A 26,596-nucleotide genomic window follows, 5' to 3' on the forward strand; every position below is an offset into this window, starting at 1 on the left:
CCAGGAAGCCGAGCAGGTACCACGGCAGCCGGCCCAGCCCGGCGCGGCGGGCAGGGCGGGCCAAGCCGGCCGCGCGCGGGCGAGCCGGGTCGTTCATGGCCGGGCCGCCGCTCCCGGCAGGCGTACCCTTGCGAAGCTCCCGGCGCGCCGCGAACGCTTGGAGCCCGAAGACGAGCGGCACGAGCAGCAGCACGCGGCTCAGCTTGGCGAGCATCCCGTCCGTCAGCGCATCCGGTCCGCCGGCGGCGGCGGCCATGGCCACGTGGGCGATCTCGTGAAGGGACAAGCCCGCCCAAGCTCCGTACGCTGCGCCGTCGATCGGCAGCCACGGCCGCAGCACGGCGTACGCCGCGGCGAACGCGGTGCCGACCGCGGCGATCAACCCCGCGCCGAGCGCCGTCTTCGACTCCTTGGCGCCGAGCGGCCCCGCGGCGGCGGCGATCGCGGCCGCGCCGCAAATGCCGGTGCCGACGGCGAGCAGAAGCGTCAGCTCGACGTCGGCCTTCAGCCAGCGCCGCAGCACCGCGCTGGCCGCGAGCGCGAACGCCAGCGTGCCGGCGGCGCGGGCGAGGTAGGGCAAGCCCTGCTGCAGCACGGCGTCGATCGGCAGCTTGAGGCCGAACAGCACGATCGCGGCGCGCAGCAGGCGGGTGCCCGCGAAGGCGATGCCGGGGCGCATCGCCTCCGGGTAGCCGAGCAGATTGCGATAGAGGACGGCGACCAGCAGCGTCCCCGCCATCGGCCCGGCGAGGGCGAGTCCCGGCAGGCGGGCGAGCTGCCAGCCGGCCAGGGCGAGAATGAGGACCAACGCGAGACCGCCCGCGTATCCGCGGGCCTTCGCGCCGCCGCGGCCGGACGGCTTGGCGGCAACCGAGGCGGGAAGCGTCGTCGCTGCGTTCATTGGAACCCCTCCGTTTCGAATCGAATGTTGATGTGCTCCCAGCATAACGCTAAAATTACGATAAGGAAAATCAATCGTTCTTATCCTTTTTATAATCAAATCATTATGAACGAGGGTTGGAGGAGAACGTACTGCTTATGGACGCCCAATTGCACGTATTCGAGACCGTGGCGGAGCTGAGAAGCTTCTCGCGGGCGGCGGAGAGGCTGCACATGACCCAGCCCGCCGTCAGCCAGCAGATCCGCGCTCTCGAGGATTCCCTCGGCGTCCGGCTGCTGGAGAGGAACAACAAATCCGTGTCGCTCACGAGAGCCGGAGAGATCGCGCTGCGCCATGCCAGAGACATCAACGGCCTGTACCGGAGGATGGGGGAGATGCTGGACGAGCTGATGCGCCAGACGGGAGGGCCGCTCTCCATCGGGGCGAGCTACACGTTCGGGGAATACGCGCTACCTCCCGTGCTCGCCCGGCTGAACGCCGAATATCCGGCGGTCCGGCCGTCCATCGCCATCGGCAACACGGCGGAGATCGCCGACCGGCTGCGGTCTCGGGAGCTGGACATCGGCATCGTCGAAGGGGAGGAGATCGGGGGCGGGCTCGAGGCGGAGAAGCTCGCGGAAGACGAGATGTACGTTGCGGCGGGGGCGGAACACCCGCTGGCGGGGACAAGGCCGGTGTCCCCGGACCGGCTGGCGGAGGAGATCTGGATGGTGCGCGAGCCGGGCTCGGGGACGAGGGCCGCGACGGACCGCATGTTCGAATCGCTGGGCATCCGGCCGCGCCGGCTGCTGGAGCTGGGGAGCACGCAGCTGATCAAGGAGACGGCCGAGGCGGGGCTCGGGGTGACGCTGCAATCCCGGCTGGCGCTGCGCAAGGAGCTGGGCCTCGGCAGCCTGAAGCTGCTCGACGTCCCCGGCTTGCCGGTGCGCCGCAGCTTCCTGGTGCTGACCCGCAAGGGAGATCTTCGCACACGCACGATGGACGCGTTCGCAAGCCTTCTCCGCTCGGTTACGGCGGAGATCGTCGGGAAGACGTGAGCCCGGCCTAACGTCATGAATCCGATATCCATCAAAGGCGTTCGTCGTGCGGAAGTATTATCTCGCGTACAATGGCAAACGCGTTGACGTACCGTTATCGCGCGAGGAAGCGATTCTGCTTCTGTTCACGACGCGCGGCAAAGTGAAGGGCTTGTCCATCCAGATTTACCAGAACGGCCGAATGATCAAGCAGATTCCGAAGAAGCCGCGTTAGCGCGAATCCCGCGCGACGCCATAGCGCAAAAAAAAAGGAGACGGCCGCTCCCCCGGCCGTCTCCCTCTCCGTCCTTGCCGTCCCCGCGCGCGGATTCAACCCTGCCGCTGCTCGGCGATCTTCTCGAACGCGCGGACGAACTCCGCAGCCGGGTAGGCGCCCGACAGTCCGAATTTGTTGTCGATGACGAAGAAGGGCACGCCCGAGATGCCCATTCCCTGCGCCTTGTCCAAGTCCGCCTGCACCTCGGCTTGGCCTTCCCCGTCCGCGAGGCGCGCGGCCAGCCCGTGCGCGTCGAAGCCGAGGTCGTTCGCCAGCTCCATCAACACTTCCTGCTTGGCGATGTCGCGGCCGTACTCGAAGTGGGCTTCCATGACGGCCTCCACCCACTTCTCGCGCGCGTCCTCGGGCAGCAGGGCGGTGATCCGATGAGCGAGCACGGTGTTGGGCATCCGCGTGACGCGGTCCCAGCGGAACTCGACGCCGACCGCGGCGCCCGCTTCCTTGACCCTGTCCAGCATCGGGGCGAGACGGTGCTCTCCTCCCATTTTGGCCGCCATCGTCTGCTTGAAGGGCAGTCCCTCCGGGGGCAAGGAAGGATCGAGCAGGAACGCGTGATAGCTGACGGTAACCTCTTCGCCGGTCTTGTCGCCCCACTGCGCGATGGCGTCCGACAAATTCTTCTTGCCGATCCGGCACCAGGGGCAGACCATATCGGAATAGACGCTGATATGCAAGCGAATCACCTCGTCGGGAATAGTCCCCTTCAGTATGACAGACGGGCAACCCCGACACAATGTGCGGAACGCGGGCGCGAGTGATAAAATCGATAATTATGGCGGACATGCGAATAACCGAAGAAGGGAAGAATCATTATGAGATTAGCCATCGATTCGACCGCGGAGCTGCTGAACGGCGTCCGGATGCCCCGGCTCGGGCTCGGGGTATGGAGATCGAAGGAAGGCGCCGAGACGGAGAACGCCGTGGCGGCCGCGCTGGCGGCCGGCTACCGGGCTATCGATACGGCCAGCCTGTACGAGAACGAGGAGAGCGTCGGACGGGCCGTCCGGGCGTCGGGCATCCCGCGGGAGCAAGTGTTCATCACGACGAAGGTATGGAATAACGAGCAAGGGTACGATTCGACGATCGAAGCGTTCCGCCGCAGCCTGAAGCGGCTAGGCACCGATTATGCCGATCTGTACCTCGTCCATTGGCCCGTTAAGGGCAAGTACAAGGACACGTACCGCGCTCTCGAGACGCTGTACGAAGAAGGCATGGTCAAGGCGATCGGAGTCAGCAACTTCCTGATCCATCACCTGGAGGACTTGATGGGCTCCTGCCGCATCAAGCCGATGGTCAACCAGGTGGAGATGCACCCGCTGCTCACCCGCAAGCCTCTGCTCGAATTCTGCCGGCGGGAAGGCATTCAGCTCGAGAGCTGGCGTCCGCTGATGAACGGCCGGCTCGACGTGCCGCTGATCCAGGAGCTGGCCGTCCAATACGGCAAGACGCCCGCGCAGATTCTGATCCGGTGGCAGCTGCAGCTCGGCGTCGTCACGATCCCGAAGTCGGTGCATGCCGAGCGAATCCGCGAGAACGCGGACGTGTTCGACTTCAAGCTCACGAGAGAGGACATGGACCGGATCGACGGCTTGAACGAGGAGCGGCGCTTCGGAGCGGATCCCGACAACGTGGACTTCTGAGGGATTGACAGCCGCAACTGTAATTGATATTATTACAGTACGAACCGGGGAGGCGACGAGATGTGAATAGCGAATTCATCATTGCCGTCCATAGTCTCGTGCTTCTGGCTCACCGCCCGGAGGGGATGGCTTCGAGCGAGGAGATCGCGGCGAACGTCTGCACCCACCCGGCGCGGGTGCGCAAGGTTCTCGGCTGTCTGCGCAAGGAAGGATTCGTCGCGACGCGGGAAGGCTCCGGAGGCGGCTACAAGCTGACGAAGGAACCGTCCGGGATCACGCTGGCGGACGTGTACCGGGCGATGGCGGCGGGGTCTCTGGCCCCCAGCTGGTGCTCCGGGAACCCGGACATGGATTGCATGGTCGGCTCGAACATGCAGGACGTCATGAACTCGGTGTTCTGCGAGGCGGAGAGGAAGCTCGAGGGCTACTTCTCGGAGATCACGATCGGCTCGATGCTGTCGCAGATCAAGGAGCGTCAGAACGCCTAGCCCGGGGTACAATGGTTCTGGATGGAGCGGGGTCTTTACCGGACCCGATCATCATATAAGGCATGGATTTCGAATTATACACTTAACGAAGGAGTGGATTATCATGGCAGTAGCGGTAACCAAGGACAACTTCAACGCGACCGTCGCCGAAGGCGTATCCCTTCTCGACTTCTGGGCTCCGTGGTGCGGACCTTGCAAGATGCAGCTTCCGATCGTCGAGGAGCTGTCCTCCGAGCTGGCCGGCCAAGCCACGATCGCCAAGGTGAACGTGGACGAAGAGCCGGAGCTGGCTTCCCAATTCGGCGTTATGAGCATTCCGACGCTGATCCTGTTCAAGAACGGCCAACCGGTCGACAAGCTGGTCGGCTTGCAAAGCAAGGACTCGCTTAAAGCGAAGATCCAGAACCACCTGGCTTAAGCCTAAGTCAAGCGGCATAGAGAAGCGCCCGAAGCCTGCATCCGCAGGCCCGGGCGCTTCTTTGCGCTTCCGCCGCCGCTCCCCCCGCCTGACGCGAGTCACGGCACAGCTCCGGCCGGGAGTCGCTACACGGATTCCGCCGCCGCTCCCACTCGCCTGCCGCGAGTCGCCACGCGGCTTCCGCCGCCTGCCCCCGACGCGGTAAGGCACCCGTCTCCCGTCACGGCACGGCACCCGCGCCCGTCACGTCCCAGCTCCCGCCGCCCGTCCGAGCGGCTCGGCCAAGCTGACCGCGTTGCGGCCGCTCGCCTTGGACCGGTACAGCGCCAAGTCCGCTTCGCGCAGCAGCGCCTTGATCGTCCCCGCGGCGGGGGTCGCCTCCGCCACGCCGAAGCTTGCGGTGACGGGAATCGCCGCATCCGCCGTCTCCAGCGGGCTGGCGGCGACGGCCCGGCGCAGCCGCTCGGCCAAGGCGGCCGCCTCCCCGATGCCCTCGGACGGCAGACAGACGACGAATTCCTCGCCCCCGTACCGCCCGAACAGCGCCTCCGGCCCGAGCCGGCTTCGGCACACCTCGACCACGTGGCGGATCGCATCGTCCCCCGTCTCGTGCCCGTACGTGTCGTTGATGCTCTTGAAATGGTCGATGTCGAACAGAATGAGAGACAGCGGCCTGCCTTCGGTCAGAGCCTCCTCGAGCCGCTGCTTGCCGAGCTGGATGAAGTGGGTGCGGTTATAGATGTTCGTCAGCCCGTCGAAGTACGCCAGCCGCCGCAGATGCTCCTGCAGCTTCCTCTGCTCCGTAATGTCGATCAGCACGATAATGCGGCCGGCTTCCTTGCCGTTGTCGCGAACGATGGGGGAGGAGCGGATCAGATAATAGGAGACGCCGTTCGGTCCGGGCCACTCCAGCTGTCTCTCCAGCTGCCTCTCCAGCGGCTCCGCAGGCTCCTCCGCTTGCTCCGTCCGGCTGGCCCGCTCCTCCTCGGGGCTCCTCCTCGGCAGCGGGAATTCGGTTCCCTTCTCCGACTGCCAGATGCGGCCGATCGGCATGCCGATCGTGGAGGCGGCCAGGGAGGGGATCATCTCGGCGGCCGCCCGGTTGTAATCGACGAGCCTGTCCGCCATGTCCAGCACGAGAGCCCCGTCTCGCATGCTGTCGAAGATCGTGTCCCGGGCTACCGGCACGACGGTCAGCACGTCGTTGCGGAAGATGGACCATGCCATCGCCAGCGACGTCGCGCAGGTCAAGGGAGGGACCGGGTCCATGCCGCTCGGCGTCGCTCCCATCAGATACAGGAACGCGGCCGCGAAGGGCAGAAGGAGGCTGAAGAGGAAGGCGAGCAGCTGCTTGCGGTAAGCCTTCTTCGTTTTTTTCCAATGACGGATCAACAGGAAGGAGGCGCCCAGCAGGCAAGCGACCGTATAGACGCCGTGAACGATATACCATTGGCCGATCTCGAGATCGACCAGGGGGGCGGGCGCATCCTCGCGCAGATACATCGAGACGTAGAAGAAATGATATTCGTCGTTGGTCGTGACGGCGAGCAGGGTGAGGATCGGAACGAGGAACAGCAGGGCGGCCGCCTTCCGCGAGAGAAGCTTCCCGACTCCGACGTAATGAAGGGCGAGGATGAGGCACAGGGGCGGGATGAACGGCATTCCGGCGTATTCGACGTTCACCCAGAACTTGATCTCCTCCAGCGAGTCGCCCGCCAGCTCGAACGAGTATCCGAGCGCGTAGACGGCGGAAGCCGCGGCGATCCACAGGAAGGTCCGCACTCCGGGAAAATCGGATCTCTTCACGCCGGCGTAAATCGCGAGAAGGATGTTGAGCACGCCCGCGAGGGCGGCTATGGCGATATAGGGAGAGTTCGGCGAACCCATAGGCAATTTGTCTCCGTTTTCTCATAATAGTAAGAAGATGGTACCACAGGAGATAGGCCGCAAGGAACGGTTCTCGTCGAAAAAGAGCCGAATTTGTTGCCGATAGGCACGGGAAGCAAGCGGCGTCCAAACGAAAACCGGCCGGAAGCGAATTCCGGCCGGTCTGGGCTTCGTCTAGATCGTCCATTGCGAATGAACGACGGCGCAGAGGCGCCATTGGTCTCCGGAAGGGACGAACACGAGAACGAGACTCTCCCAATCGTGCCCTTCCAGCTTGTCGTCGAACCCGGGGAAGTGGAACTCCACGAACGACGAGCCGGGGTACAGCTCCTTGCCGTTGAACGGCGTGTTGCCCGTGCCGAGCAGCTTGTTCGCCGTCACGTCGGGCGCCTCGGCGAAGTCCTGGTCGTACACGAACTTCTCGAAGTAGTCGCGGAACGTCAATTCGATCGGTTCGCCGGAGCCGTCGTACGAGCCCCAGGTCAGCGCCTCGGCGTCCTTGAACGTCGGCAGCTTCTCCGGCTTGAACACGAGGTCGTTCTTCTCGTCCATATGGGCGTACGGCGAGAACCGGACGCCCAGCTCGGGATCGATCCAAGACGCCAATCGCTTCAGGTCGCGATCGCGCAGAGCGCCGACGACTTCCTTGGCGGCGTTCAGCAGCGCGGCTTCCGGGTCTTCGGGCCGAACCGATTCGGCCGGCGCGGAAGCGGACGGGGATTCGGACGCCGAAGGCTCCGGACGGGCGGCCGTCGGCGAGCCGCTAGGAGACGCTGCAAGTGGTGCTTCTGTATTGGACGAAGGCGAAGGCGCGGCATTCGAGTCGTTCCCGGCGCCGGCGCCGCATCCGCCCAATTGAAGCGCAAGAAGAACCGCCGCGAGCAGCGGAAGCAATCTGCGCATCATACTCATTCCTCCTATTAACGTTAGCGATTGGTGTCGGTATTGTTTAGACGCAGAACGGGGCCAGATGTTCCGGTCGACGGCCGCTGGAAATCATTTTTAGGCCGATCGTCCCCAGGGCGCGCCGAATAACGGACGGGCGACGCCGGTTCATCCGGCGTTCATCTTCCTGTGGTATAATGTGGGCGACAATGGAGAGCGTCGGACGGCTCGCGAACGCCGTTATTCGCGGGAGAGGCGCGGGGGGAGGAGAAGGGATGGGCGACCGCAAGAAGCCGGGCTTCGGCAAGCAGCTCGCCGACCTGCACCGTTGGAACGCATGGCTTGTCGTCGCGCTGGCCGCGAGCGGCTTGCTGCTCTCGTGGGGGGCCGCGCGCGGCTGGCTCGGAGAAGGCCGGGCGTGGGTGAAGCAGCTTCACATTTACCTCGGTCTCGTCACGGCCATTCTGCTCGTTCTCTACGCGCCGCTAGCCCGCAAGCACTTGAAGCAGCTGCGGAACCGGCCCCGGCAGCGAGGCAACCTGGTCTTCGTCTTCGCTCTGCTCGCAGGCTGGCTGCTGTCGGGCATAATACTCTGGCAGTTCCGCCATCTGCCGCCCCGCTGGTCGAACAACGCGCTGGTCGTTCACGACTTGCTCACTTGGGGAGGGCTGCCCTACCTCGTATACCATTCCGTGACGCGGATGCGGTGGGCGAAGAAGCCGGAGAAGCGGGCGGTTCGTCCCGATGCCGCCGAGCCCGCTTCCCCGGACGGAACTGGCGGGCTTCATCCCGCCGCCTCCCCGCAGCCGTGGATGAGCCGGAAGCAGTTCATCCAATGGTCGGTCGGCATCGCCTTGACCGCGGCGGTAGCGCCGTCGTTCTTCCGGTGGCTGGGCCGCTCGTTCGTCGGAACGGGCGGGCCGGGCGGCATGGCGGGCGGCGCGGACCCGAACCGGATGCTGCCCGCGCCGGAGCCGCTGCCGGATTCCGTCCGGGTCATCGGCGGCGGCGCGCAAGGGCGGTTCCGCGTGTACACCGTCACGCCTCTGCCGACGTTCGATTCGGGGAGCTGGACGTTTACGCTCGACGGGCTGGTCGACAAGCCCGGCCGCTGGAATTGGGAGCAATTCCTGAAGCTCGAGCGAGTGGTCCAGGTCGGCGACTTCCATTGCGTGACAGGATGGTCGGTATACAAGAATACGTGGGAAGGCATCCCCTTGGCGAGGCTGCTGCGGGAAGCGGGGGTCAAGCCGGAGGCCAAGTACGTCAAGTTCTATTCGGGAGACGGCGAATATACCGACGCCCTGTCGCTCGACCAGGCGAACATGGACGACGTCCTCGTCGCCGTCCTGCACGACGGCAAGCCGATCCATCGCGACTACGGCGGCCCGGTGCGGCTCATCGTGCCGAAGATGTACGCGTACAAGTCGGTCAAGTGGCTGGAGAGGATCGAGCTGATCGACCGTCCGCATACCGGCTACTGGGAAGCCCGGGGGTACGACAACGACGCTTGGGTGTGAGCGGATGGCGAATCACAGGGGAGACGCGCAGGAGGGTAACCGCGCTGCTCTGCATCGTGCGGCGCGCGAAGGGCTTCCGCCGAACGGAAGCCCCTGACTGCTCAGTCCGTCTCTTTCTTCTTCTGCGGAACGGGGGCGACCGACTTGGTGTTCTCGAGCGTATCGTTGACGAAGGCCATGTCCTGATTGCGGACGTTCATGTTCGTCGTTCCTTTATAATTGCCGCGATGCTTCTTGTTCTCCATTGCAACGTTCCCTCCTTCGATCGGCGGCATAGGAGTCTGCGCTCGCGGCCGCTATAACCGCCGCGCCTAGCAGGGCCGCCTCCCTCATTGTTCTCCCGCGGGACGTCCCTTATCCGCTGCGAGTAGACGAGGCCGCGCCAATTCCGGTATAATGACCAGAGAATTCGCAGGCGCGACGGCCGCGACGGCCCAGGCTGTCCGGAAGGGATCGCGCCCAGTCAGGAGTGTCCGCGCATGCCGCTGTCTTGTGGTATCGTCGGCCTGCCCAACGTAGGCAAGTCGACTCTGTTTAACGCTATTACGCAAGCGGGAGCCGAATCGGCCAACTACCCGTTCTGCACGATCGACCCGAACGTCGGCGTCGTCGAAGTTCCGGACTTGCGGCTGCAGAAGCTGGCCGATATCGTCACGCCGAACCGCATCGTGCCGACCGCGTTCGAATTCGTCGACATCGCCGGCTTGGTGAAGGGCGCGAGCCGCGGCGAAGGCTTGGGCAACAAGTTCCTCGCCAACATTCGCGAAGTCGACGCCATCGTGCACGTCGTGCGCTGCTTCGTCGACGAGAATATTACCCACGTCTCGGGCAAGATCGACCCGATCAACGACATCGAGGTCATCAACCTCGAGCTCATTCTGGCGGACATCGATTCCGTCGAGAAGCGCATCGACCGCACGCGCAAGAATATGAAGGGCGGCGACAAGAAGTACGCCCAGGAGCTCGAAGTGCTGGAGCGGATTCACGCCGCCCTGCTCGAAGAGAAGCCGGCTCGCAGCGTCGAGCTGTCCGACGAGGACAAGCTGCTCGTCCGCGACTTGCATCTGCTGACGATCAAGCCGGTGCTGTACGCGGCCAACGTCCACGAGAGCGAAGCGGCGAACGCCGACGCGAATCCGTACGTCGAGCGCGTTCGCCAATACGCCGCGGCGGAAGGCTCCGAGGTCGTGCCGATCAGCGCGAAGGTGGAGTCCGAGATCGCCGAGCTGGAGGGCGAGGACAAGGAGATGTTCCTCGAGGAGCTCGGCCTTAGCGAGTCCGGTCTGAACCGCCTCATTCGCGCCGCTTACAAGCTGCTCGGCCTGTACACGTACTTCACGGCCGGCGTGCAGGAAGTCCGCGCCTGGACGATCCGCAAAGGCACGAAGGCTCCGCAGGCGGCCGGCGTCATCCACTCCGACTTCGAACGCGGCTTCATCCGCGCCGAAGTCGTGTCGTACGACGACCTCGTCGCCGCGGGGTCCATGGCGGCCGCCCGCGAGAAGGGGCAGCTCCGCCTCGAAGGCAAGGATTACGTCGTCGCCGACGGCGACGTCATGCACTTCCGCTTCAACGTCTGAACCGTAGAACGAATCGGCCTCCATCCTCCGCGAACGCGCAGGACGGGGGCCTTTTTGTTGCCTCCGGACGACCAACGATTCATTCGAGAGTTATCGGAAACACCGCCTCATTCTCCGAACAAAAGCCTTCCATTCATTCCCTTTCGAACCCCGAGGGTTATAATTTTGTTTTGCGAAGGTAGAAAAACGTTTTCCGTTACGCGACGGAATTGGCGAAAATGAAACCGTTTTATATCTCGCTGTTATCGATAACTCTATACAATAGAGATACGACAAATGACAAAAGCCGGTTGCGCGCGTGCCGTTTGTAAGCGGTTGCCGAAAGCGATAACGCGGGCGTTCCGAAGCAGGAGGGGTCTCATGGAGCCGGTCACCCAAACGTCACTCAAACCCGCCAAGAGCGGGGGATTATTCTCCGAACGATACCGGTTGTTTTTGTATGCGCTTCCGTTCCTCGTTCTCGTCTTCTTGTTCAGCTACCTGCCCTTGTACGGATGGATTTATTCTCTCTATAACTACCGGCCGGGATTTAAGCTGAGCGACACGCCGTTCGTCGGCCTGCAATGGTTCCGCGCGATCTTCTCGAACCCGACCCAGGCCGCGGAAGTGGGACGGGTCATGAGGAACACGCTCGCGATGAGCTCGCTCGGCATCCTCACCTCGGTGCTGCCGGTCGCCTTCGCCATCTTCCTTAGCGAGATCAAGGCCATGCGGTTCAAGAAGATGGTTCAGATTCTGACGACGCTGCCGAACTTCATCAGCTGGGTGCTCGTCTACGCCATCGCGTTCGCGCTGTTCAACGTGGACAACGGCCTCATCAACAAGATCATGATCGGCTTGGGGCTGCAGGAGCGGGGCATCAACTACCTGGCCTCCGACAACCATACCTGGCTCTCGATGATTCTGTGGAACACGTGGAAGGGTCTCGGCTGGGGAGCGATCATGTACATCGCGGCGATCACGTCGATCGACCAGGAGCTGTACGACGCGGCCAAGGTGGACGGGGCCGGAAGGTTCCGCACGATCTGGAACATCACCGTGCCGGGCATCATGCCGACGTATTTCGTGCTCTTGATGCTTCAGATCGCCAACTTCATCAACAACGGCATGGAGCAGTACTTCGTCTTCCAGAATCCGATCAACAAGGACCATATCGAGGTTCTCGACCTCTACGTCTACAACGCCGGCATGCTGGGAACGAACTTCTCGTTCGCGACGGCCGTCAGCATGCTCAAGTCTCTCATCAGCATCGGCCTTCTGCTGTTCGCCAACAAGCTCTCCAAGCTCATTCGAGGCGAGTCCATCATCTAACAAGGAGAGGTGACGCATATGCGAACTCGCCGCAGCTTCGGCGACATCTCGTTCACGACGTTGAACTACGCGTTCTTCGCCCTGTTCACGTTCCTCTGCGTGTTCCCGTTCTACTACCTGTTCATCAACACGATCAGCAGCAACGACTTGAGCGCGCGGGGACTCATCACTTGGTATCCCAGAGAGATTCACTTCGAGAACTACATGCAGATTCTGAAGCTCAAAGGCCTGTCCCAAGCGGCGTTCGTCTCCGTGGCGCGGACCGTCATCGGAACGGCGGCGACCGTGCTCTGCTCGGCGTTCCTCGGCTTCCTCTTCACGAAGAAGAAGATGTGGGCCCGGAGCTTCTGGTACCGGTTCCTCGTCATCACGATGTACTTCAACGCGGGGATTATCCCTTGGTACGTCGTCATGATGAAGCTGCACATGACGAACAACTTCCTGGCTTACATTTTGCCGATGATCGTCTCTCCGTTCTATATCATTCTCGTCAAGACGTTCGTCGAGTCGATCCCGGAGGTGCTTCAGGAATCCGCGGAGATGGACGGAGCCGGCACGATGACGATCTTCTGGAAGATCATCCTGCCGCTCATCAAGCCGATCGCGGCCACCATCGCCATCTTCGCCGCCGTTACGCAATGGAACTCGTTCATCGACACGGTGTTCCTGATGACCGACCAGACCTATTACACGCTTCAGTTCGTGCTGTACAAGTATCTGAACGAATCGAACTCTCTCGCGGCCATCATCCGAAGCGGCGGCGGAACGGCCAACATCGATCTGTCCAAGATGCAGACGGCCACCTCGGTTCGCACGACCGTCTCGATGATCGTCGTCATTCCGATTATGCTCGTCTACCCGTTCTTCCAGCGTTACTTCGTCAAAGGGATCATGATCGGCGCCGTCAAGGGCTAATCCGGCCCTCTCCTTCCGGAAGATTCCGAGACCGCTTCCATGGCGGCTATAACGGCTATAAGGAGGTGATCGGGGGCGCGCGGGAACGCCGCGCTTGTCGATTCGCGAATGGCAGATTTACGGGGTTGGGCTTCTTCACGAAAGAGATGAAAGGGAGGCATATCCATTGAACAAGAAGTTTAGAAAAGCGGGAATGGCGTCCACCGCCGCCCTGCTCGCGCTGAGCCTTGCGGCTTGTTCCTCGAATAACAACGGCAACGGAGCGTCCCCGTCGGCTTCCTCCGGCGCCTCCGCCGGAGCGTCCGGTTCCGCTTCGCCGAGCCGCGAAGAACTGACGATCGACGTCTTCTCCATGCTGTCCAACTTCTCCGGAGAGCAGCAGGGCTGGTTCGCCAAAGTCGTCAAGGACAAATTCAATCTGAAGCTGAACATCATCTCCTCCAACCTGGAGGGCGGCGGCGACGTCAAGTTCTCCGCCATGATGTCCTCCGGCGACTTGGGCGACCTCGTCGTGTTCGGCGACGACGGCCAGAAGTACCAGGACGCCATCAAGACCGGCATGCTGCTCGATTGGACGGAGAACGGCCTGCTGGACACGTACGGCAAGAACATTCTCCAATACGCGCCGAAGGCGATCGAGAAGAACAAGGTCAACTTCGGCGGCGGCTCCAAGGTGTACGGCATCGGCTTCGACGTCGGCGAAGACAAGGAAGGACCGTCCGAAGCCAGAGACCTGACGTACCACCCGAACCTGCGCTTCGACCTGTACCAGAAGGCCGGCAGCCCGACCATCACCAAGATGGAAGATTACCTGCCGGTGCTGAAGAAGATGCAGGAGCTCGAGCCGAAGAGCGATTCCGGCCGTCCGACCTACGCCTTCTCGATGTGGAAGGACTGGGACGGCAACATGATGATGAACGCGAAGGCGTGGGCGGGCCTGCACGGCTTCGACGAGACCGACGGCTTCAACAACGGCGGCTTCACGCTGATCTCCGCCGACAAGGACGAGATTCAAGGCGTGCTGGACGAAGACGGCTACTACCTGCGGGCCTTGAAGTTCTATTACGACGCCAACCAGATGGGCCTGGTCGACCCGGACTCCCTGACGCAGACGTTCGACGACGTCGTCAACAAGATGACGGACGGCCAGCTGCTGTTCACCTGGTTCCCGTGGATGAACACGTACAACACGCCGGAACGCCTCGCGCAAGGCAAAGGCTTCGCTCTCGTTCCGTTCAAGGAAGAGCGCACGTTCTCTTACGGCTTCAACCCGTACGGCGGCAACCGCGTCTGGGCGATCGGATCGAAGGCGAAGCATCCGGAGCGGATTCTGGAATTCCTCGACTGGATGTACAGCCCGGAAGGCGTCACCGTGGCCAACTACGGTCCGGAAGGCCTCGCCTGGAAGAAGGGCGCGGACGGCAAGTACGAGCTGACCGAATTCGGCGAGCAGGCGTTCCCGTCGAACCCGACGCCGGTACCGGAAGAATTCGGCGGCGGCACGTGGAAGGACGGCCAGAACCAAATCAACAACACGACGCTTAAGCTGACGGCGACGAATCCGCTGACCGGCGATCCGTACCAGTACGACCTGTGGACGTCTTATCTGGCCAAGGCCCCGAACAAGCTCGAAGAGGCTTGGCGCGCGGCGATGGGCGGAGCGACGACGGCGAAGGAGTATCTCGAGAAGAACAACCTGCTCGCGGTCAACAAGCAGATCTTCACGGGAACGGCGCCGGAAGTCATCAGCGACGAGCTGTCCCAGAAGCAGAGCCAGGTGGCGCAAGTCATCAAGCAATACTCCTGGAAGATGATCTTCGCCAAGGACCAGGCCGAATTCGACAAGCTGAAGCAAGAGATGATCGACAAGGCCAAAGGGCTCGGCTACGAAGACGTGCTGAACTGGAACAAAGAGCAGAATCAGAAAGTGTTCGAATACCGCAAGCAATAAGCCCAAGCGATAAGAACGAAGCTTCGAGCAGACACGGGTATGAGAAGGGCCGCCGGGCCCTTCCCATACCTTTCTGTATTCCTAACGGGCCTTATCCTTGCTACAATAAGGCCTAGACAAGATTGAGCCGGCTTGGCCGAGAGGGGGGCAACCGCTGTTTCCGCTGCGATTTTTCCGAATGCCGCATCCGTTCAAGTCCGGAACCTTGAGGCGGACGCTGGTCGTCTACCTGCTGATCGCCTGCCTGTTCCCGCCCATCCTGTTCTCGGTCTACACGTACTCGTCCCTTCATTCGATCCTGACCAACAAGATCCGCAGCGGCATCGACGCCAGCCTGAAGCAGGAGGCGACGGGGCTCGAGAACGTGTTCAACGTGCTCGACTTCGTCTCGAAGCAATTCGCCCTCGACGGCCATATCGCCGATCTGATGAACCGATATTTGACGACGGACCGGACGTACGACAAGGCGGTCATCAAGAAGGATATCGAGGAGAGCATGAACGTCGTCAACTTCACGAACCCGAACCTGGGGCTGACCGTCTACTACATGCCCGACGCGCCGGAGCCGGTTCTGTTCACCAATCTGACCGTGTCGCCGCAGTTCGGCATCGAGGGGCTGCCTCCGTTCGTTCAATACCGGGGCGCGTCCTACTTCGGCCCGCACCGGACCCAGTTCAAGGATAGCGACAATACCGTGTTCTCATCGGTCAGGGTCGTGCGGACGGACCAGGATCGGGCCGTCTATATTTATCTGGAGACCAACTCGAATCTGTTCGGCCGGATTATGAACGACGCCTTGTACGGCATGAAGGTGTCCCATTACCTGATCGGCCAGGACGGGAAGACGCTGTTCGCCGACGAAGGGACTCCTCCGATCGACCCCGCTTCGCTTCCGTGGGAGATGGCCCGCTCGGACGAGCGCGCCAGCCTGGAGCCGTATCACGGCTACTACTTGTTCGGGTACGACAGTCCGCAGGGATGGAAGCTGGTAACCGCCGTTAGTAAAAGCGCTTTCAACAAGGAGATCGACATCTGGCTGCGGCGGATGGCGATCCTGTTCGTCGGCGCGTTCGGCTTCGCGATCGTGCTGGCGATGCTGATCTGGCGCAAGGTGTACGGCTCGATCCGCAAGGTGAACCGCGAGATCGTGCGGATGACCGGCGACCGGGAAGCGCCCGTGCAGATGATGAACGTCGAGGAGTTCGACCAGCTTCTGGGCAACTTCCAGGTGATGAAGACGACGGTCAACGACCTGATCGCGGAGATCGGGGACAACGAGCGGATGAAGTACCAGCTCGAGACCGAGAAGCTTCTGAGCCAGATCAATCCGCATTTTCTGCACAATACGCTCAATACGGTGCAGTGGGTCGCGCGGGCGAACGGCCAGGAGGAGATCGACACGATCGTCACTCTCCTGGTCAAGGTGCTGCAATACAATATGGGAAAAAAGAGCCTGATCGTCACCGTGCGCGAAGAGATCGAGGCGCTCGGGCATTATCTCGAACTGCAGCGCTACCGGTACGAGGACGAGCTGCGCTTCCGCATGGAGGTGGACCCGGCGGCGGAGAACTTCGCCATTCCGCGCTTCCTGCTGCAGCCGCTGGTCGAGAACGCGATCTACCACGGCAAGAGCGAGGAGGACGGGGAGATCGTCGTGACCGTTACGCGGACGGAGCCGGACGGCCTTCGGCTGCAGGTGGCCGACAACGGCCCGGGAATGGACGAGGAGACGATCCGCCGCTTGTTCGACGAGGACGGGGAGCGGCCGCGCCGGGGGATGGGCATCGGCCTGCGCTACGTGAAGAGGCTGCTCGTCAGCTTCTACGGAAGCGGGGAGTTGCTGCGGATCCGGAGCGCGCCGGGACGAGGCACGGTTCTGACGGTGGATATACCGACGACGCTGAACGAGGTGAGACGGGATGATCAAAGCTTTGGTAGTCGATGACGAGAAGCGGGTTCGCCAAGGATTCATCTCGCTGGCGAATTGGTCTTCCTACGGGATCGAGATCGCCGGGGAGGCCAAGGACGGCTTATCCGCGCTGGAGGCGCTCGGCAGCGATCGGGTGGACCTGATGTTCGTCGATATCAGCATGCCCGGCATGTCCGGCTTCGAGCTGATCGAGCAGGCCCGGGAGAGGCATCCTTGGACGAAGGCGGTCATCCTGACCTGCCACCACGAGTTCGACTACGTGCAGGAGGCGCTGCGCCTCGGCGCGATCGACTATATCGTGAAGACCCTGCTGAACAAGAACAACGTCGACGAGACGATGCACCGGATCGTCAAGCGCTACGCCTGGGAGACGCGGGGCGCGTCGGCCCCGCCGGCGAAGGCGTTCCGGTTCGGGGCGGCGTTCTGCCCCCTGAAGCCGGGAGCCCGGCCGGACCTGCTGTCGGAGGCGCTGCCTCCGTCCCAGACGATTCGGCCGCTCGAGCAGGGGTTGTGGCTGGCGCCGATGCCGGGACGCGCGGGGTCGGAATGGATTCGGGACCTGCCCGCTTACGTAACCGCCGAGTGGCAGCCGGTCCGGGTCACGTCGGCGTCGGACATGCCGCAGTCGGAAGCGGAAGCGCTTATCGGCTCGGAGCTTGCGTCGTACTTGTTCTACCGGGATCCGGCGGACGTTCCGGACGCGCTGGAGCTGGAGGAGCTGAAGAGGAAGAATTCTCCCTCCGAGGCGGAGCTGGACGCGGCGTTCGAGTCTTGGAAGCAGCTGAGATGGCTTATTTTCACCGAGGATTGGAAGCAGTTCATCGAACGGATCGAGGAGTGGCGGATTCCTCCGCAGCGGCTTCGCCGCTTCCTGACGGAGACGGCCGCGGAATGGTCGGGCCTGCTGGGCTGGGAGACGGAGAACGAGGCGTTCGCGCGGGAGATCCCCGAATGGCGTCACTGGAAGCCGCTCAAGAACGCGATGTCGAAGGCCGCTCTGCTCGTCCAGCAGCGCATGGCGGAGCTGTCGCTCTCCCGCGAGGTGTTCGCCTCTCTCGTCCGCGCCGTGCTGTACATGAAGGAGCAGATGGGGCGGGAGCTGAACCAGGACGACGTGGCCCGCCGCGTCGGCATGAGCCGCAGCTACTTCAGCCAATGCTTCAAGAGGTTCGCCGGCGGCGAGCAGTTCGGGGACGCGCTGCGGAAGATGCGGATCGAACGGGCCCGCGAGCTGCTCGGCCGCACCGAGTTGTCCGTCCGCGAGATTGCGAACCGCGTCGGGTTCGAGGATGAGAAGTACTTCAGCCGGGTCTACCGGGAGAAGATGGGGATCTTGCCGACGGAGTACCGCAAGTCGCTCGGCGCAGGGGGGGAAGGGTCCAGGTGAGGCATGGGAGAAGGGGATTCGCGCGGGCGGCCGCCGCGTGGCTCGCCTTGTTGATGACGCTAAGCGCCTGCAAGGGCTCCGGCGAATCCGTCTCCGGCGGGAACGCGGCCGACCGGCTCGCCTACGAGAAGTACGAGACGCCGGTCGTCCTGCGCATCCCGCACCAGTTCTCGGATATCCAGCTCCCCGAAGGAGACACGAGCGAGAACAACTTCGTCACCCGTTATTTGACGGAGCAGACGGGCATCGCCATCCGGTACGTCTGGGAGGCCCCGAACGACGTCCAGTACGCTTCCAAGATCGATCTGTCGATCCGCAGCGGGGACTTGCCGGACGCGTTCGTCGTCAACCGGGCCCAATTCCTGGAGCTGGCGAAGAGCGGGCAGCTGGAGGACTTGTCGGACGTCTACGGCAAGTACGCTTCGCAGCTCGTCTCCTCCCTGTACGACGCGACGAAGGGCAAGGCGCTCCAGGAAGCGTCGGTGGACGGGAAGCTGTACGGCTTCCCCAACATCGCCATCGAAGCGGATTCCCCGGTCTACGTGTGGGTGCGCCAGGATTGGCTCGACCGGCTCGGACTGCCGGCCCCGAAGGATCTGGACGATATCGCCGCTATCGTAAGGGCATTCCGCGATGCCGATCTGGACGGCAACGGGCAGAAGGATACGGCGGGCATCCCCGTCGACCGTTCTCTCGTGTACGCCGAGAAGATGGGCAACAACGGCCTGAACGGCGTCTTCGCCGCGTTCGGGGCGTTCCCGAAGCGCTGGATCAAGGGCTCCAAGGGGCAGCCGGTGTACGGGTCCGTCCAGCCGGAAGCGAAGCAGGCTCTGGCGCTGCTGGCCGAGTGGTACCGCGACGGGATCATCGACCCGCAGTTCATGCTGAGGCAGGATTCGCAGGACCTGGTGTCGGCGAACGAGGCGGGGCTGTTTTTCGGCCCGTGGTGGGCGCCTTATTTTCCGCTGTCGAAGTCCATCTCCTCCGACACGAAGGCGGAATGGCGCGTATACGCGGCGCCGCTCGACGCCCAAGGGCGGTTCGTGACGACCGACGCGCCGGCGACCGACCGCTACCTGGTCGTCCGCAAGGGCTACGCCCATCCGGAAGCCGCCCTGAAGCTGCTCAACGCCTTCACCCGCATGGAGCGGAGCCGCGATCCGAACTCGGACGCGCTTCTGGAAGCGACCGAGCAGCTGGGCACGCAGCTGCGGAACTACTATCCGTTCGACCTGCTGCTCGACCGCCCGGACGCGGTGGAGACCCGGCACGACCGGCTCGTGCAGGCGCTGGACGGGAAGATCGATCCGGAGCAGCTCGATCCCGAGACGAAGCGGCTGTACGAGGATGCCGTCAGCGAACGCGAATCGCCCCGCAAGAACATGGACGCCTGGAGCAGCTCGCAGGCTTATCTGCTGGGCGGAGAGGCGAGCAAGACGCCGATGAAGAAGGTGGAGAGCCTGTACGTCGATCCGACGCCGACGATGGCGCTGAAGTGGGAGCAGCTGCAGACGCTTGAGCAGGAGACGTACGCGAAGATCGTCACGGGAGGATTGCCCGTCGACGCGTTCGACGCCTTCGTGCAGAAGTGGTACCGCGAGGGAGGCAGCCAGATTACGGCGGAAGCGGCATCGTCGCTGCGGACGCGGCCGTCGGCGGAAGCCGCGGGCGAATGAGGAGGGCGCCCGCGTGGCCGACCGGCGGGCCGGCGGCCAGTCGCGAGCTCGCTATCGTCTTTAGCGCTTCCGCCGCTGCTCGACGGTCCGGTTGAAGCGGCCGAGCAGCTCGCCCAGCTTCCGGCTCTCCTCTTCCGGCCACTCCTCCAGCAGCTTGGCGTAGAACCGCTTCCGGTTCGCCCGCGCTTCCGCGAGCATGGCGGGCACCGCGTCCGCGACGCGCAGCAGGCTGACGCGCGCGTCGCGGGGATCCGCGGCCCGCTCCACGTAGCCTTTGGCCTCCAGCGCCGCGATCTGCCGGCTCGCGGTGGAGATGTCGAGCTGCAGCTCGTCGGCGAGCGACTTGATGCCGACCGGCCCTTTGGCTTCCAGGTAGCGAAGCAGCAGATAGGCCGACCGGTCCAGGTCTTCGCCGGTCATGCCCGCGAGCCTGACCGCTTCGGCGCGGCGCATGAAGACGGCGATCTCGATCTCGATGGCGTCGAACGGGTCCTGGTCCACTTCTCTTCACGATCTCCTTCCGGTCCGGCTGATTATGTCTTCCTAAGCTTATCGTTCGCCCATTGGCGTTGCAAGCGACCGCAAGCTGCCGACGTTCGCAAGCTGTTGACTTTCGCAAACTGCTGACGCCTACTACTCCTACAAGCTGCTGACTCTCACAGAGCCGATGACGTACGCCAGCTATTGACGGTCCGATAGTTGCATTATACAATGTTTAAGTTGTATCGTACAATGAATCGCGAGAATACCGGCCCGATGCGCCTGAGATACGGAACACGGAGAAGGGGGCTTTAACGAAGTGCGCAGAAGAAGTTTGTTCATGCACGACTGGAAGGCGATCTTGGGACATAAGCAGCTGCGTGCCGCCGTGGCGATTCTGCTGTTCATCCCCGTGCTGTACGCGGGAATGTTCCTGTCCGGCTACTGGAATCCGTACGCGAAGCTGGACAAGCTTCCGGTGGCGGTCGTCAATCTGGACCGGGGGGCCGACGCGTCGGGACAGCGGCTACAGATCGGCCGGGATATGGTAGGCGAGCTGAAGAAGAGCGGGAGCCTCGACTTCCGCTTCGTCGGACCCGAAGAGGCGGAGGACGGGCTGAAGGAAGGACGCTATTATCTGAGCATCGTCATCCCGGAGGACTTCTCCGCGAACGTCGCGTCGCTGAACGACAATGAACCGAAGCCGGCGCGGCTGATCTATCGGACGAATCCCGGCAACAACTACGTATCCGGGCAGATCGGCGGCACCGCCGTCAAGGAGCTGAAGGAGGAGGTCAGCCGGAAGATTACGAAGACGTATACGGAGACGGTGTTGAAAAGCATCCGAAAACTCTCCGACGGCTTCGCCTCCGCCGGGGAAGGGGCTTCCAGGCTGTCCGAAGGCGCGGCGAGCGCCCGGGACGGGGCCGCCAAGCTGCAGGAGGGCATCGGCACGCTGAAGAACGGCGCCTACAAGCTGGAGGAAGGCCTGTCGCCTCTGACCTCCGGAATGGATTCGCTCGTCGGCAGCTCCTCGCGGCTTCGTCAGGGAGCGGCGTCCTTGGCAGGCGGACTCGGCAAGCTTAGCTCGGAGCATAAGCGGCTGACGGAAGGCAGCTCCGGAATGGAAGCGGACCTGGCCAAGCTGGCGGCCGGGCTTCAGGACGGACGGAAGAGCGCGGCCGCCGCGTCGGACGAAGCGAAGAGCCTGGCGGAGCTAGTGAAGCGGTACGCCGATGCGCATCCCGACCTGGCGGCGGACGAATCGTTCGCGGCCCTCATGAAGCAGAGCGAGAAGGTCGTCGCGTCGAACGAAGCGGTTCGGGAGTCGGCCGCCGCGTTGTCCGGGTCCGCCGACAGCTTGACCGCCGGACACGCGAAGCTGACCGAAGGGCTGAAGGCCGAATCGGCCGCGCTGGCCGCCGGCGCCGAAGGCGGCGCGAAGCTGAGCTCCGGCCTGAGCGGCTTCGCCGCCGGGCTCGGCGCCTGGAACGAGGGCTTCGGCCGGTTCGGCGCGGGCCTGCGCTCCTTGGCCGACGGCTCCGGCCGCCTCGATACCGGGGCGGAGCAGCTGGCCCAAGGCTTCGTCGGCCTCGTGAACGGCTCGAAGGAGCTTAGCGACAAGCTGCTGGACGCCGCCGCCGAATCGGCGGGAGGCGCGAACGCCAGCGACAAGATGCTGGACATGTTCGCGCAGCCGGTTCAAATCGCGGAGCAGCCGCTGAACGAAGTGCCGACCTACGGAACGGGCTCGGCGCCGTACTTCCTGACGCTCGGCCTGCTCGTCGGCAGCCTCATGGCTTTCAACATCGTGCCGTTCAAGTTCCCGGCGAGCCCGCAAGTGAGCGGATGGAAGTTCGCCCTCAGCAAGCTCGGCCTCTATTGGGGCATCGGCCTCGTCCAGACGGTCATCGTGAACCTTCTGCTTCTGTTCGCGTTCGGCATCGAGCCGGCGAACGTGCCGCTTATGCTGCTGTACAGCCTGATCGTGTCGATGGTCTTCATGACGCTGCTCATGATGCTGGTCGCCCTGCTCGGCACGTTCGGCAAGCTGCTCGGCGTCTTCCTGGTCGTCACCCAGCTGGCGTCCAGCGGAGGGACGTTCCCGTTCGAGCTGTCCCCCGAATGGATCCAGGCCGTCGGCCGCTGCCTGCCGATGACGTACGCGCTGAGAGGCTTCCACGCGGTGATCTCGACCGCCAACTGGGAGCTGTTCTGGCGGGAAGTCGGCGTCCTGGCGCTCTACATCGCCGGCTTCGCGGCGGTTCTGCTGGTCCGGGTCGTGCTGCAGGCGCGTTCCGGCAAGCTGTACCCGCCGGCGTCGGCGGGAGCCCGCGCGCATTAAGACAACAAGGCAATCCGAACCCGGGAACCCGGGCGGATTGCCTTTTTTTTTGCGCTTGCCGAGTTGAGCGGTTCGGCTTCAACGTCATTCAGCCGACGAGGCCGCAAACGCTCGCCTACGGGCTTCGATGTACGGCATGATTCTAAGCTGCGGGCCGGACGTCACGGTGCTGGCGCCGGCCTACGTGGCGGATCGAATCCGCGAGATGGGGGAGCGGATCGCCCGCAATGATTCGGCCGGGGAGAACGCCGGCGCGCAATAGCGCGAAGACTAGGGCCTTCTCAGACGGGAGCGGGCTCCCGCATGCTCGCCAGCTCGTCGACGAACAGCTGAAGCGGACGGCTGACGAAGGCGTCCTTTCTCATGACGAACCGGGTCACGAGCCGACGTTCCGCCTCGGGGAACTCGTGAATGCGAAGCGCTCCCTCTTCCGCGCGCTTGGCGACGACCGCCCGCGGGAGCAGCGTAATCCCGAGCCCCGCCGCTACCCCTCCAATAATCGCCTCCAGCGTTCCGAACTCCATGATCTGGGGCTTCTTCCACGCGTTCGCCTTCAGCCATCTCTCCAGCACGCTCCGGTAATAGCAGCTTCCCGCGAAGACGAGAATCGGCTTGTTCGGAGCGTCGGCCAAGTCGGCGAGGCCGGGCTCGGACACGAGCACGTTCTCTTCCTCGAACGCGGGAATCGCCGTCAGCTCCTCGTGGTCTATCGGTCCCGAGATGAAGGCGCCGTCGACCTCGTAGCGCAAAATCTTGTCGGCCATCGGGGTCATGTAATCCGTCGTGAGGGTGATCGCCACGTCGGGATACTGCCGGTGGTACTTCGCCAGCAGCTTCGGCAGCCTGACCGCGGCGCATGTCTGCGACGAGCCGATCGTCAGCGGGCCGCGAGGCTCCGTCGCGGAGGTGACGGCCTTGGACGCCTCCTCCAGCAAGCCGAGAATCCGGTTCGCGTAATCGAGCAGCGACTTCCCGCTGGAGGTCAGCGTCATCCCCCGGTTGTGCCGATGGAACAACACCGTCCGAAGCTCCGTCTCGAGCTGCTGGACGCGCGCGGTCACGTTGGACTGGACGTAATTCAGCCTGGCGGCGGCCCGGGTAATCGAGCCTTCCTCGGCGACCGCCTGGAACACCTTCAAATCTCCGCTCTCCATCACGAATCTCCTCCGTTCCTCTGCGTTCTTCGTTCTTGGTATCAGAAAATGTGAACACAAGTATTCTTTTTAATTATTTTATCTGAAACCAAAGCCGAATTACAATACGTATACCAGACAGCGAATGGAGGAACCACCTATATGAATCGAACGAAGTATGCCTCTCTCGTGCTGCTCATGACGCTGATCAGCGGCCTCGCTTTCCCGGTCGGGCGGATCGGCATGAATCATGCCAGCCCCTTCCTGCTCATGGCCGTCCGCTTCCTGATCGCGGGCGCCCTTATGGCCGCCTTCACGGCGAAGCGGCGGCAGCCTCGCGGCCTCCGGCAATGGGGCCAGGTCGCCTTGATCGGAGCGCTCAATTCGGCGGGCGTGATGGGCTGCGCCTATTACAGCATGAATTGGATCACGTCGGGGGAATCGGCGATCCTGACGTTCGTCAACCCGCTGTTCGTCATCGTGCTCGGGACGCTGTTCGCCGGAGCGAGGTACGGCGGAAGGCAGTGGCTTGGCGTCGCCGTCGGCCTGCTCGGAGTCGTCGTCACCTTCGGCACGGAGTTCCGCGTCTCGCCCGGGACGTTCATCGGCCTGCTCGGCGCGCTGATCTTCGCGACCGCGACGCTGCTGGTCCGCAAGTGGGGGCCGACCTTCGACAACGCCGTCATGTCCGCGTACCAGATGCTGTCCGGGGGCGTCGTCCTGCTGATTCTCAGCTTCGCGTCGGAGCATCCGCATCTGGCGCTGAACGGGACGTCGGTCGCGGCGCTGCTGTGGCTGATCGCCGTCAATTCGATCGTGCAGTTCACGGTCTGGTTCTACCTGCTTCGGAACAGCGATCCGGCGCGCACGAGCGCGTTCCTGTTCCTGGCTCCGTTCTTCGGGGTGCTCGGAGGCTGGGCGCTCGTCGGGGAGTCGCTGCACTGGTACGTGGGAGCGGGAGGGGCTTTGATCTGCGCCGGAATCTTCCTGGTGAACTGGCAGGCGAAGCCGCGCCCCGAACGTCCCGAACGCGCCCCCAAAGTCGCCGGAGTATGATATAATACTTTATTATATCTCGATTCAACTGGAGGCTGAGGGAAGTGCTGGACCGTCTTCAAGTGTTGGCGGACCGATATGAGAAGCTAAGCGAACTGCTGTGCGACCCGGACGTCGTGAACGACTCCGCCCGGCTGCGCACGTACGCCAAGGAGCAATCGGACCTTAACGAAGCCTATCAGGCTTATTTGGAATATAAGTCGGTCACGGAGCAGCTCGACGGCGCGAAGGCGATGCTCGAGGAGAAGCTCGACGACGAGATGCGCGACATGGTCAAGATGGAGCTCGAGGAGCTGACCGAGCGCCAGAAGGAGCTCGAGGAGCGCATTCGCGTCCTGCTGCTGCCGAAGGACCCGAACGACGACAAGAACGTCATCGTCGAGATCCGCGGGGCCGCCGGCGGGGAAGAGGCGAACCTGTTCGCCGCGGAGCTGTACCGGATGTACGCCAAGTACGCGGACAGCCAGGGCTGGCGCACGGAGCTGCTCGAGGCGAGCGTGAGCGACCTGGGCGGCTTCAAGGAAGTGATCTTCACGATCAACGGCCAAGGCGCCTACAGCAAGCTGAAGTACGAGAGCGGCGCGCACCGGGTGCAGCGCGTTCCGGAGACCGAATCGGGCGGGCGCATCCACACGTCGACTTCGACGGTCGTCGTCATGCCGGAGGCGGAGGAAGTCGACATCGAGATTCTCGACAAGGACATCCGCGTCGACACGTTCTGCTCGAGCGGGGCGGGCGGCCAGTCCGTCAACACGACGAAGTCCGCCGTGCGCGTCACCCACATCCCGACCGGCATCGTCGCCACCTGCCAGGACGGCAAGAGCCAGAACGACAACAAGGCGAAGGCGCTGCAGGTGCTGCGGACCCGGATCATGGACATGAAGATCCAGGAAGAGGAAGCGAAGTACGCCGGCGAGCGCAAGGAGAAGGTCGGCACGGGCGACCGCAGCGAGCGGATCCGCACGTACAACTTCCCGCAGAGCCGGGTGACGGACCATCGCATCGGCTTGACGCTGCACAAGCTCGACGCGGTGCTGAGCGGCGACATGGACGAGATCGTCCAGGCGCTGTCGCTCGCCGAGCAGACGGAGCTGCTGGAGCGCGAGGGCATGGCGTAAGCCGGCCCGGCAGATGAGAAGGCAAGAATAGGACGGCAAGCGGCGGTCAACCCTTCTGCTAGGGGCGGCCGTCGTTTTTTGCATGAGAGGGGAATCGGGCGGTGGACGAGAGAGCGAAGCGGGAAGAACGGGAGATCGGGAAGAAGGGCGGAGAGGCGCGGGTAAGCTCCGCAGAGGCCGAGGGCCGACCGAGAGCGGCGAAGGAGCTTGCCGGAGCAGCCGGGGACGATTCGGGAGAGGGCGGGTTCGGTTCGGGAAAAGCGGCGGCGCATTCGACGGGGGAAAAGGCGAGGACGATCGGCGAGACGTGGCGGGCGGCGGCGGCTTGTTTGCGGGCGGCGGGGGTCGGCGAGGAAGACGCGAACGCCGAGCTGCTGCTTCTGCACTTGCTCGGCGTCGGCAAGGCCGAGCTGCTGCGCGATTGGCGCGAGCCGTTCCCCGAGGGGCGACGCGCCGAGTGGGACGCGCTGCTCGCGCGGAAGGCCGCGGGCGAACCGGCGCAGTATATCGTCGGCGGGCAGTCGTTCTACGGCCGCTGGTTCCGCGTGCGGCCGGGCGTGCTGATCCCGCGGCCGGAGACGGAGCTGCTCGCGGAAGCGGTGCTGGCCGCCGCCGGCGAGCTGGGCGGCGAAGGCGCGGCGCTGACGGCGCTCGACATCGGC

Annotated in this window: 24 protein-coding genes and 1 pseudogene; 18 read left to right on the top strand and 7 right to left on the bottom strand. The window is 63.5% G+C overall.

Annotation, left to right across the window (positions count from 1 at the left end):
• Nucleotides 1–901, bottom strand: a 901-nt coding sequence (locus H7B90_RS07685; protein WP_185135273.1) for a putative sulfate exporter family transporter, incomplete at its 3' end; no start/stop codon positions are given.
• Between the two features lie 137 nt (nt 902–1,038).
• Between H7B90_RS07685 and H7B90_RS07690 the strand changes: the two genes are divergently transcribed.
• On the top strand, nt 1,039–1,938 hold the full coding sequence (locus H7B90_RS07690; protein ID WP_185135274.1) for a LysR family transcriptional regulator: 900 nt from the start codon (nt 1,039–1,041) through the stop codon (nt 1,936–1,938).
• 46 nt (nt 1,939–1,984) lie between these two features.
• Nucleotides 1,985–2,152: a hypothetical protein gene (locus H7B90_RS07695; RefSeq protein WP_185135275.1), complete on the top strand. Its 168-nt coding sequence runs from the start codon at nt 1,985–1,987 to the stop codon at nt 2,150–2,152.
• 95 nt (nt 2,153–2,247) lie between these two features.
• On the opposite strand, the gene H7B90_RS07700 is transcribed toward H7B90_RS07695, so the two are convergent.
• On the bottom strand, nt 2,248–2,898 hold the full coding sequence (locus H7B90_RS07700; RefSeq protein ID WP_246578576.1) for a DsbA family oxidoreductase: 651 nt from the start codon (nt 2,896–2,898) through the stop codon (nt 2,248–2,250).
• 129 nt (nt 2,899–3,027) lie between these two features.
• Between H7B90_RS07700 and H7B90_RS07705 the strand changes: the two genes are divergently transcribed.
• The 3 genes from H7B90_RS07705 (at nt 3,028) to trxA (ending at nt 4,761) form a co-directional block, all read left to right on the top strand.
• A complete protein-coding gene (locus H7B90_RS07705; RefSeq protein WP_185135276.1) occupies nt 3,028–3,855 on the top strand; it encodes an aldo/keto reductase in 828 nt (275 codons plus the stop codon).
• Between the two features lie 62 nt (nt 3,856–3,917).
• Nucleotides 3,918–4,343 carry an RrF2 family transcriptional regulator gene (locus H7B90_RS07710; RefSeq protein WP_185135277.1) on the top strand — a complete coding sequence of 142 codons (426 nt, stop codon included), beginning with the start codon at nt 3,918–3,920 and terminating at the stop codon, nt 4,341–4,343.
• 103 nt (nt 4,344–4,446) lie between these two features.
• Complete coding sequence (gene trxA, locus H7B90_RS07715) at nt 4,447–4,761, top strand: thioredoxin (protein WP_185135278.1); 315 nt, start codon at nt 4,447–4,449, stop codon at nt 4,759–4,761.
• A gap of 243 nt (nt 4,762–5,004) precedes the next feature.
• Here the strand turns inward: trxA and H7B90_RS07720 are convergent, their stop codons facing one another.
• A complete protein-coding gene (locus tag H7B90_RS07720; RefSeq protein ID WP_185135279.1) occupies nt 5,005–6,648 on the bottom strand; it encodes a histidine kinase N-terminal 7TM domain-containing diguanylate cyclase in 1,644 nt (547 codons plus the stop codon).
• A gap of 174 nt (nt 6,649–6,822) precedes the next feature.
• Nucleotides 6,823–7,554, bottom strand: a complete 732-nt coding sequence (locus tag H7B90_RS07725; RefSeq protein ID WP_185135280.1) for a hypothetical protein — start codon at nt 7,552–7,554, stop codon at nt 6,823–6,825.
• Nucleotides 7,555–7,808: 254 nt separating this feature from the next.
• Here H7B90_RS07725 and H7B90_RS07730 point away from each other — a divergent pair, with 254 nt between their 5' ends.
• A complete protein-coding gene (locus tag H7B90_RS07730) occupies nt 7,809–9,053 on the top strand; it encodes a molybdopterin-dependent oxidoreductase (RefSeq protein ID WP_185135281.1) in 1,245 nt (414 codons plus the stop codon).
• A gap of 101 nt (nt 9,054–9,154) precedes the next feature.
• On the opposite strand, the gene H7B90_RS07735 is transcribed toward H7B90_RS07730, so the two are convergent.
• The gene (locus tag H7B90_RS07735) at nt 9,155–9,298 is read right to left on the bottom strand and encodes a hypothetical protein (protein WP_185135282.1); all 144 of its coding nucleotides are present in this window, start codon (nt 9,296–9,298) and stop codon (nt 9,155–9,157) included.
• Between the two features lie 234 nt (nt 9,299–9,532).
• On the opposite strand from H7B90_RS07735, the gene ychF reads away from it, so the two are divergent.
• The 7 genes from ychF (at nt 9,533) to H7B90_RS07770 (ending at nt 19,803) form a co-directional block, all read left to right on the top strand.
• The gene (gene ychF, locus H7B90_RS07740) at nt 9,533–10,633 is read left to right on the top strand and encodes a redox-regulated ATPase YchF (RefSeq protein ID WP_185135283.1); all 1,101 of its coding nucleotides are present in this window, start codon (nt 9,533–9,535) and stop codon (nt 10,631–10,633) included.
• 360 nt (nt 10,634–10,993) lie between these two features.
• Complete coding sequence (locus H7B90_RS07745; RefSeq protein ID WP_185135284.1) at nt 10,994–11,944, top strand: ABC transporter permease; 951 nt, start codon at nt 10,994–10,996, stop codon at nt 11,942–11,944.
• An 18-nt stretch (nt 11,945–11,962) separates the two neighbouring features.
• Nucleotides 11,963–12,859, top strand: a complete 897-nt coding sequence (locus tag H7B90_RS07750) for a carbohydrate ABC transporter permease (RefSeq protein WP_185135285.1) — start codon at nt 11,963–11,965, stop codon at nt 12,857–12,859.
• 166 nt (nt 12,860–13,025) lie between these two features.
• Nucleotides 13,026–14,810 carry an extracellular solute-binding protein gene (locus tag H7B90_RS07755; protein ID WP_246578575.1) on the top strand — a complete coding sequence of 595 codons (1,785 nt, stop codon included), beginning with the start codon at nt 13,026–13,028 and terminating at the stop codon, nt 14,808–14,810.
• A gap of 178 nt (nt 14,811–14,988) precedes the next feature.
• The gene (locus tag H7B90_RS07760) at nt 14,989–16,755 is read left to right on the top strand and encodes a cache domain-containing sensor histidine kinase (protein ID WP_185135286.1); all 1,767 of its coding nucleotides are present in this window, start codon (nt 14,989–14,991) and stop codon (nt 16,753–16,755) included.
• On the top strand, nt 16,730–18,127 hold the full coding sequence (locus tag H7B90_RS07765; RefSeq protein WP_185135287.1) for a response regulator: 1,398 nt from the start codon (nt 16,730–16,732) through the stop codon (nt 18,125–18,127). The genes H7B90_RS07760 and H7B90_RS07765 overlap by 26 nt, the downstream gene beginning before the upstream one ends.
• The gene (locus H7B90_RS07770) at nt 18,124–19,803 is read left to right on the top strand and encodes an extracellular solute-binding protein (protein ID WP_185135288.1); all 1,680 of its coding nucleotides are present in this window, start codon (nt 18,124–18,126) and stop codon (nt 19,801–19,803) included. Before H7B90_RS07765 ends, H7B90_RS07770 begins: the two co-directional genes overlap by 4 nt.
• Nucleotides 19,804–19,863: 60 nt before the next feature.
• On the opposite strand, the gene H7B90_RS07775 is transcribed toward H7B90_RS07770, so the two are convergent.
• Nucleotides 19,864–20,304 carry a MarR family winged helix-turn-helix transcriptional regulator gene (locus H7B90_RS07775; RefSeq protein WP_246578574.1) on the bottom strand — a complete coding sequence of 147 codons (441 nt, stop codon included), beginning with the start codon at nt 20,302–20,304 and terminating at the stop codon, nt 19,864–19,866.
• 298 nt (nt 20,305–20,602) lie between these two features.
• Between H7B90_RS07775 and H7B90_RS07780 the strand changes: the two genes are divergently transcribed.
• Complete coding sequence (locus H7B90_RS07780) at nt 20,603–22,627, top strand: YhgE/Pip domain-containing protein (RefSeq protein ID WP_185135289.1); 2,025 nt, start codon at nt 20,603–20,605, stop codon at nt 22,625–22,627.
• A 136-nt stretch (nt 22,628–22,763) separates the two neighbouring features.
• Nucleotides 22,764–22,889: a WCX domain-containing protein gene (locus H7B90_RS32530; protein ID WP_221481959.1), complete on the top strand. Its 126-nt coding sequence runs from the start codon at nt 22,764–22,766 to the stop codon at nt 22,887–22,889.
• Nucleotides 22,890–22,908: 19 nt separating this feature from the next.
• Here H7B90_RS32530 and H7B90_RS07785 read toward each other — a convergent pair whose 3' ends face one another.
• Nucleotides 22,909–23,781 (bottom strand): LysR family transcriptional regulator, encoded by an 873-nt coding sequence (locus H7B90_RS07785; RefSeq protein ID WP_185135290.1) that lies wholly within the window; start codon nt 23,779–23,781, stop codon nt 22,909–22,911.
• Between the two features lie 141 nt (nt 23,782–23,922).
• On the opposite strand from H7B90_RS07785, the gene H7B90_RS07790 reads away from it, so the two are divergent.
• From H7B90_RS07790 to H7B90_RS33335, 3 genes and pseudogenes are all read left to right on the top strand, one after another.
• On the top strand, nt 23,923–24,816 hold the full coding sequence (locus tag H7B90_RS07790) for a DMT family transporter (protein ID WP_185135291.1): 894 nt from the start codon (nt 23,923–23,925) through the stop codon (nt 24,814–24,816).
• Between the two features lie 44 nt (nt 24,817–24,860).
• Nucleotides 24,861–25,934, top strand: a complete 1,074-nt coding sequence (gene prfA, locus H7B90_RS07795; RefSeq protein WP_185135292.1) for a peptide chain release factor 1 — start codon at nt 24,861–24,863, stop codon at nt 25,932–25,934.
• A 101-nt stretch (nt 25,935–26,035) separates the two neighbouring features.
• Nucleotides 26,036–26,596 (top strand): annotated as a pseudogene (locus tag H7B90_RS33335) (hypothetical protein); the annotation flags it as partial.

The sequence above is a fragment of the Cohnella xylanilytica genome (assembly GCF_014212175.1).
Taxonomy (GTDB): Bacteria; Bacillota; Bacilli; order Paenibacillales; family Paenibacillaceae; genus Cohnella; species Cohnella xylanilytica.

Coding starts and splice junctions, on each gene's coding strand:
- H7B90_RS07690 (WP_185135274.1), top strand. CDS start 1,039: ATGGACGCCCAATTGCACGTATTCGAGACCGTGGCGGAGCTGAGAAGC.
- H7B90_RS07705 (WP_185135276.1), top strand. CDS start 3,028: ATGAGATTAGCCATCGATTCGACCGCGGAGCTGCTGAACGGCGTCCGG.
- trxA (WP_185135278.1), top strand. CDS start 4,447: ATGGCAGTAGCGGTAACCAAGGACAACTTCAACGCGACCGTCGCCGAA.
- H7B90_RS07720 (WP_185135279.1), bottom strand. CDS start 6,648: ATGGGTTCGCCGAACTCTCCCTATATCGCCATAGCCGCCCTCGCGGGC.
- H7B90_RS07725 (WP_185135280.1), bottom strand. CDS start 7,554: ATGATGCGCAGATTGCTTCCGCTGCTCGCGGCGGTTCTTCTTGCGCTT.
- H7B90_RS07730 (WP_185135281.1), top strand. CDS start 7,809: ATGGGCGACCGCAAGAAGCCGGGCTTCGGCAAGCAGCTCGCCGACCTG.
- H7B90_RS07735 (WP_185135282.1), bottom strand. CDS start 9,298: ATGGAGAACAAGAAGCATCGCGGCAATTATAAAGGAACGACGAACATG.
- ychF (WP_185135283.1), top strand. CDS start 9,533: ATGCCGCTGTCTTGTGGTATCGTCGGCCTGCCCAACGTAGGCAAGTCG.
- H7B90_RS07745 (WP_185135284.1), top strand. CDS start 10,994: ATGGAGCCGGTCACCCAAACGTCACTCAAACCCGCCAAGAGCGGGGGA.
- H7B90_RS07750 (WP_185135285.1), top strand. CDS start 11,963: ATGCGAACTCGCCGCAGCTTCGGCGACATCTCGTTCACGACGTTGAAC.
- H7B90_RS07760 (WP_185135286.1), top strand. CDS start 14,989: ATGCCGCATCCGTTCAAGTCCGGAACCTTGAGGCGGACGCTGGTCGTC.
- H7B90_RS07765 (WP_185135287.1), top strand. CDS start 16,730: ATGATCAAAGCTTTGGTAGTCGATGACGAGAAGCGGGTTCGCCAAGGA.
- H7B90_RS32530 (WP_221481959.1), top strand. CDS start 22,764: ATGATTCTAAGCTGCGGGCCGGACGTCACGGTGCTGGCGCCGGCCTAC.
- H7B90_RS07785 (WP_185135290.1), bottom strand. CDS start 23,781: ATGGAGAGCGGAGATTTGAAGGTGTTCCAGGCGGTCGCCGAGGAAGGC.
- H7B90_RS07790 (WP_185135291.1), top strand. CDS start 23,923: ATGAATCGAACGAAGTATGCCTCTCTCGTGCTGCTCATGACGCTGATC.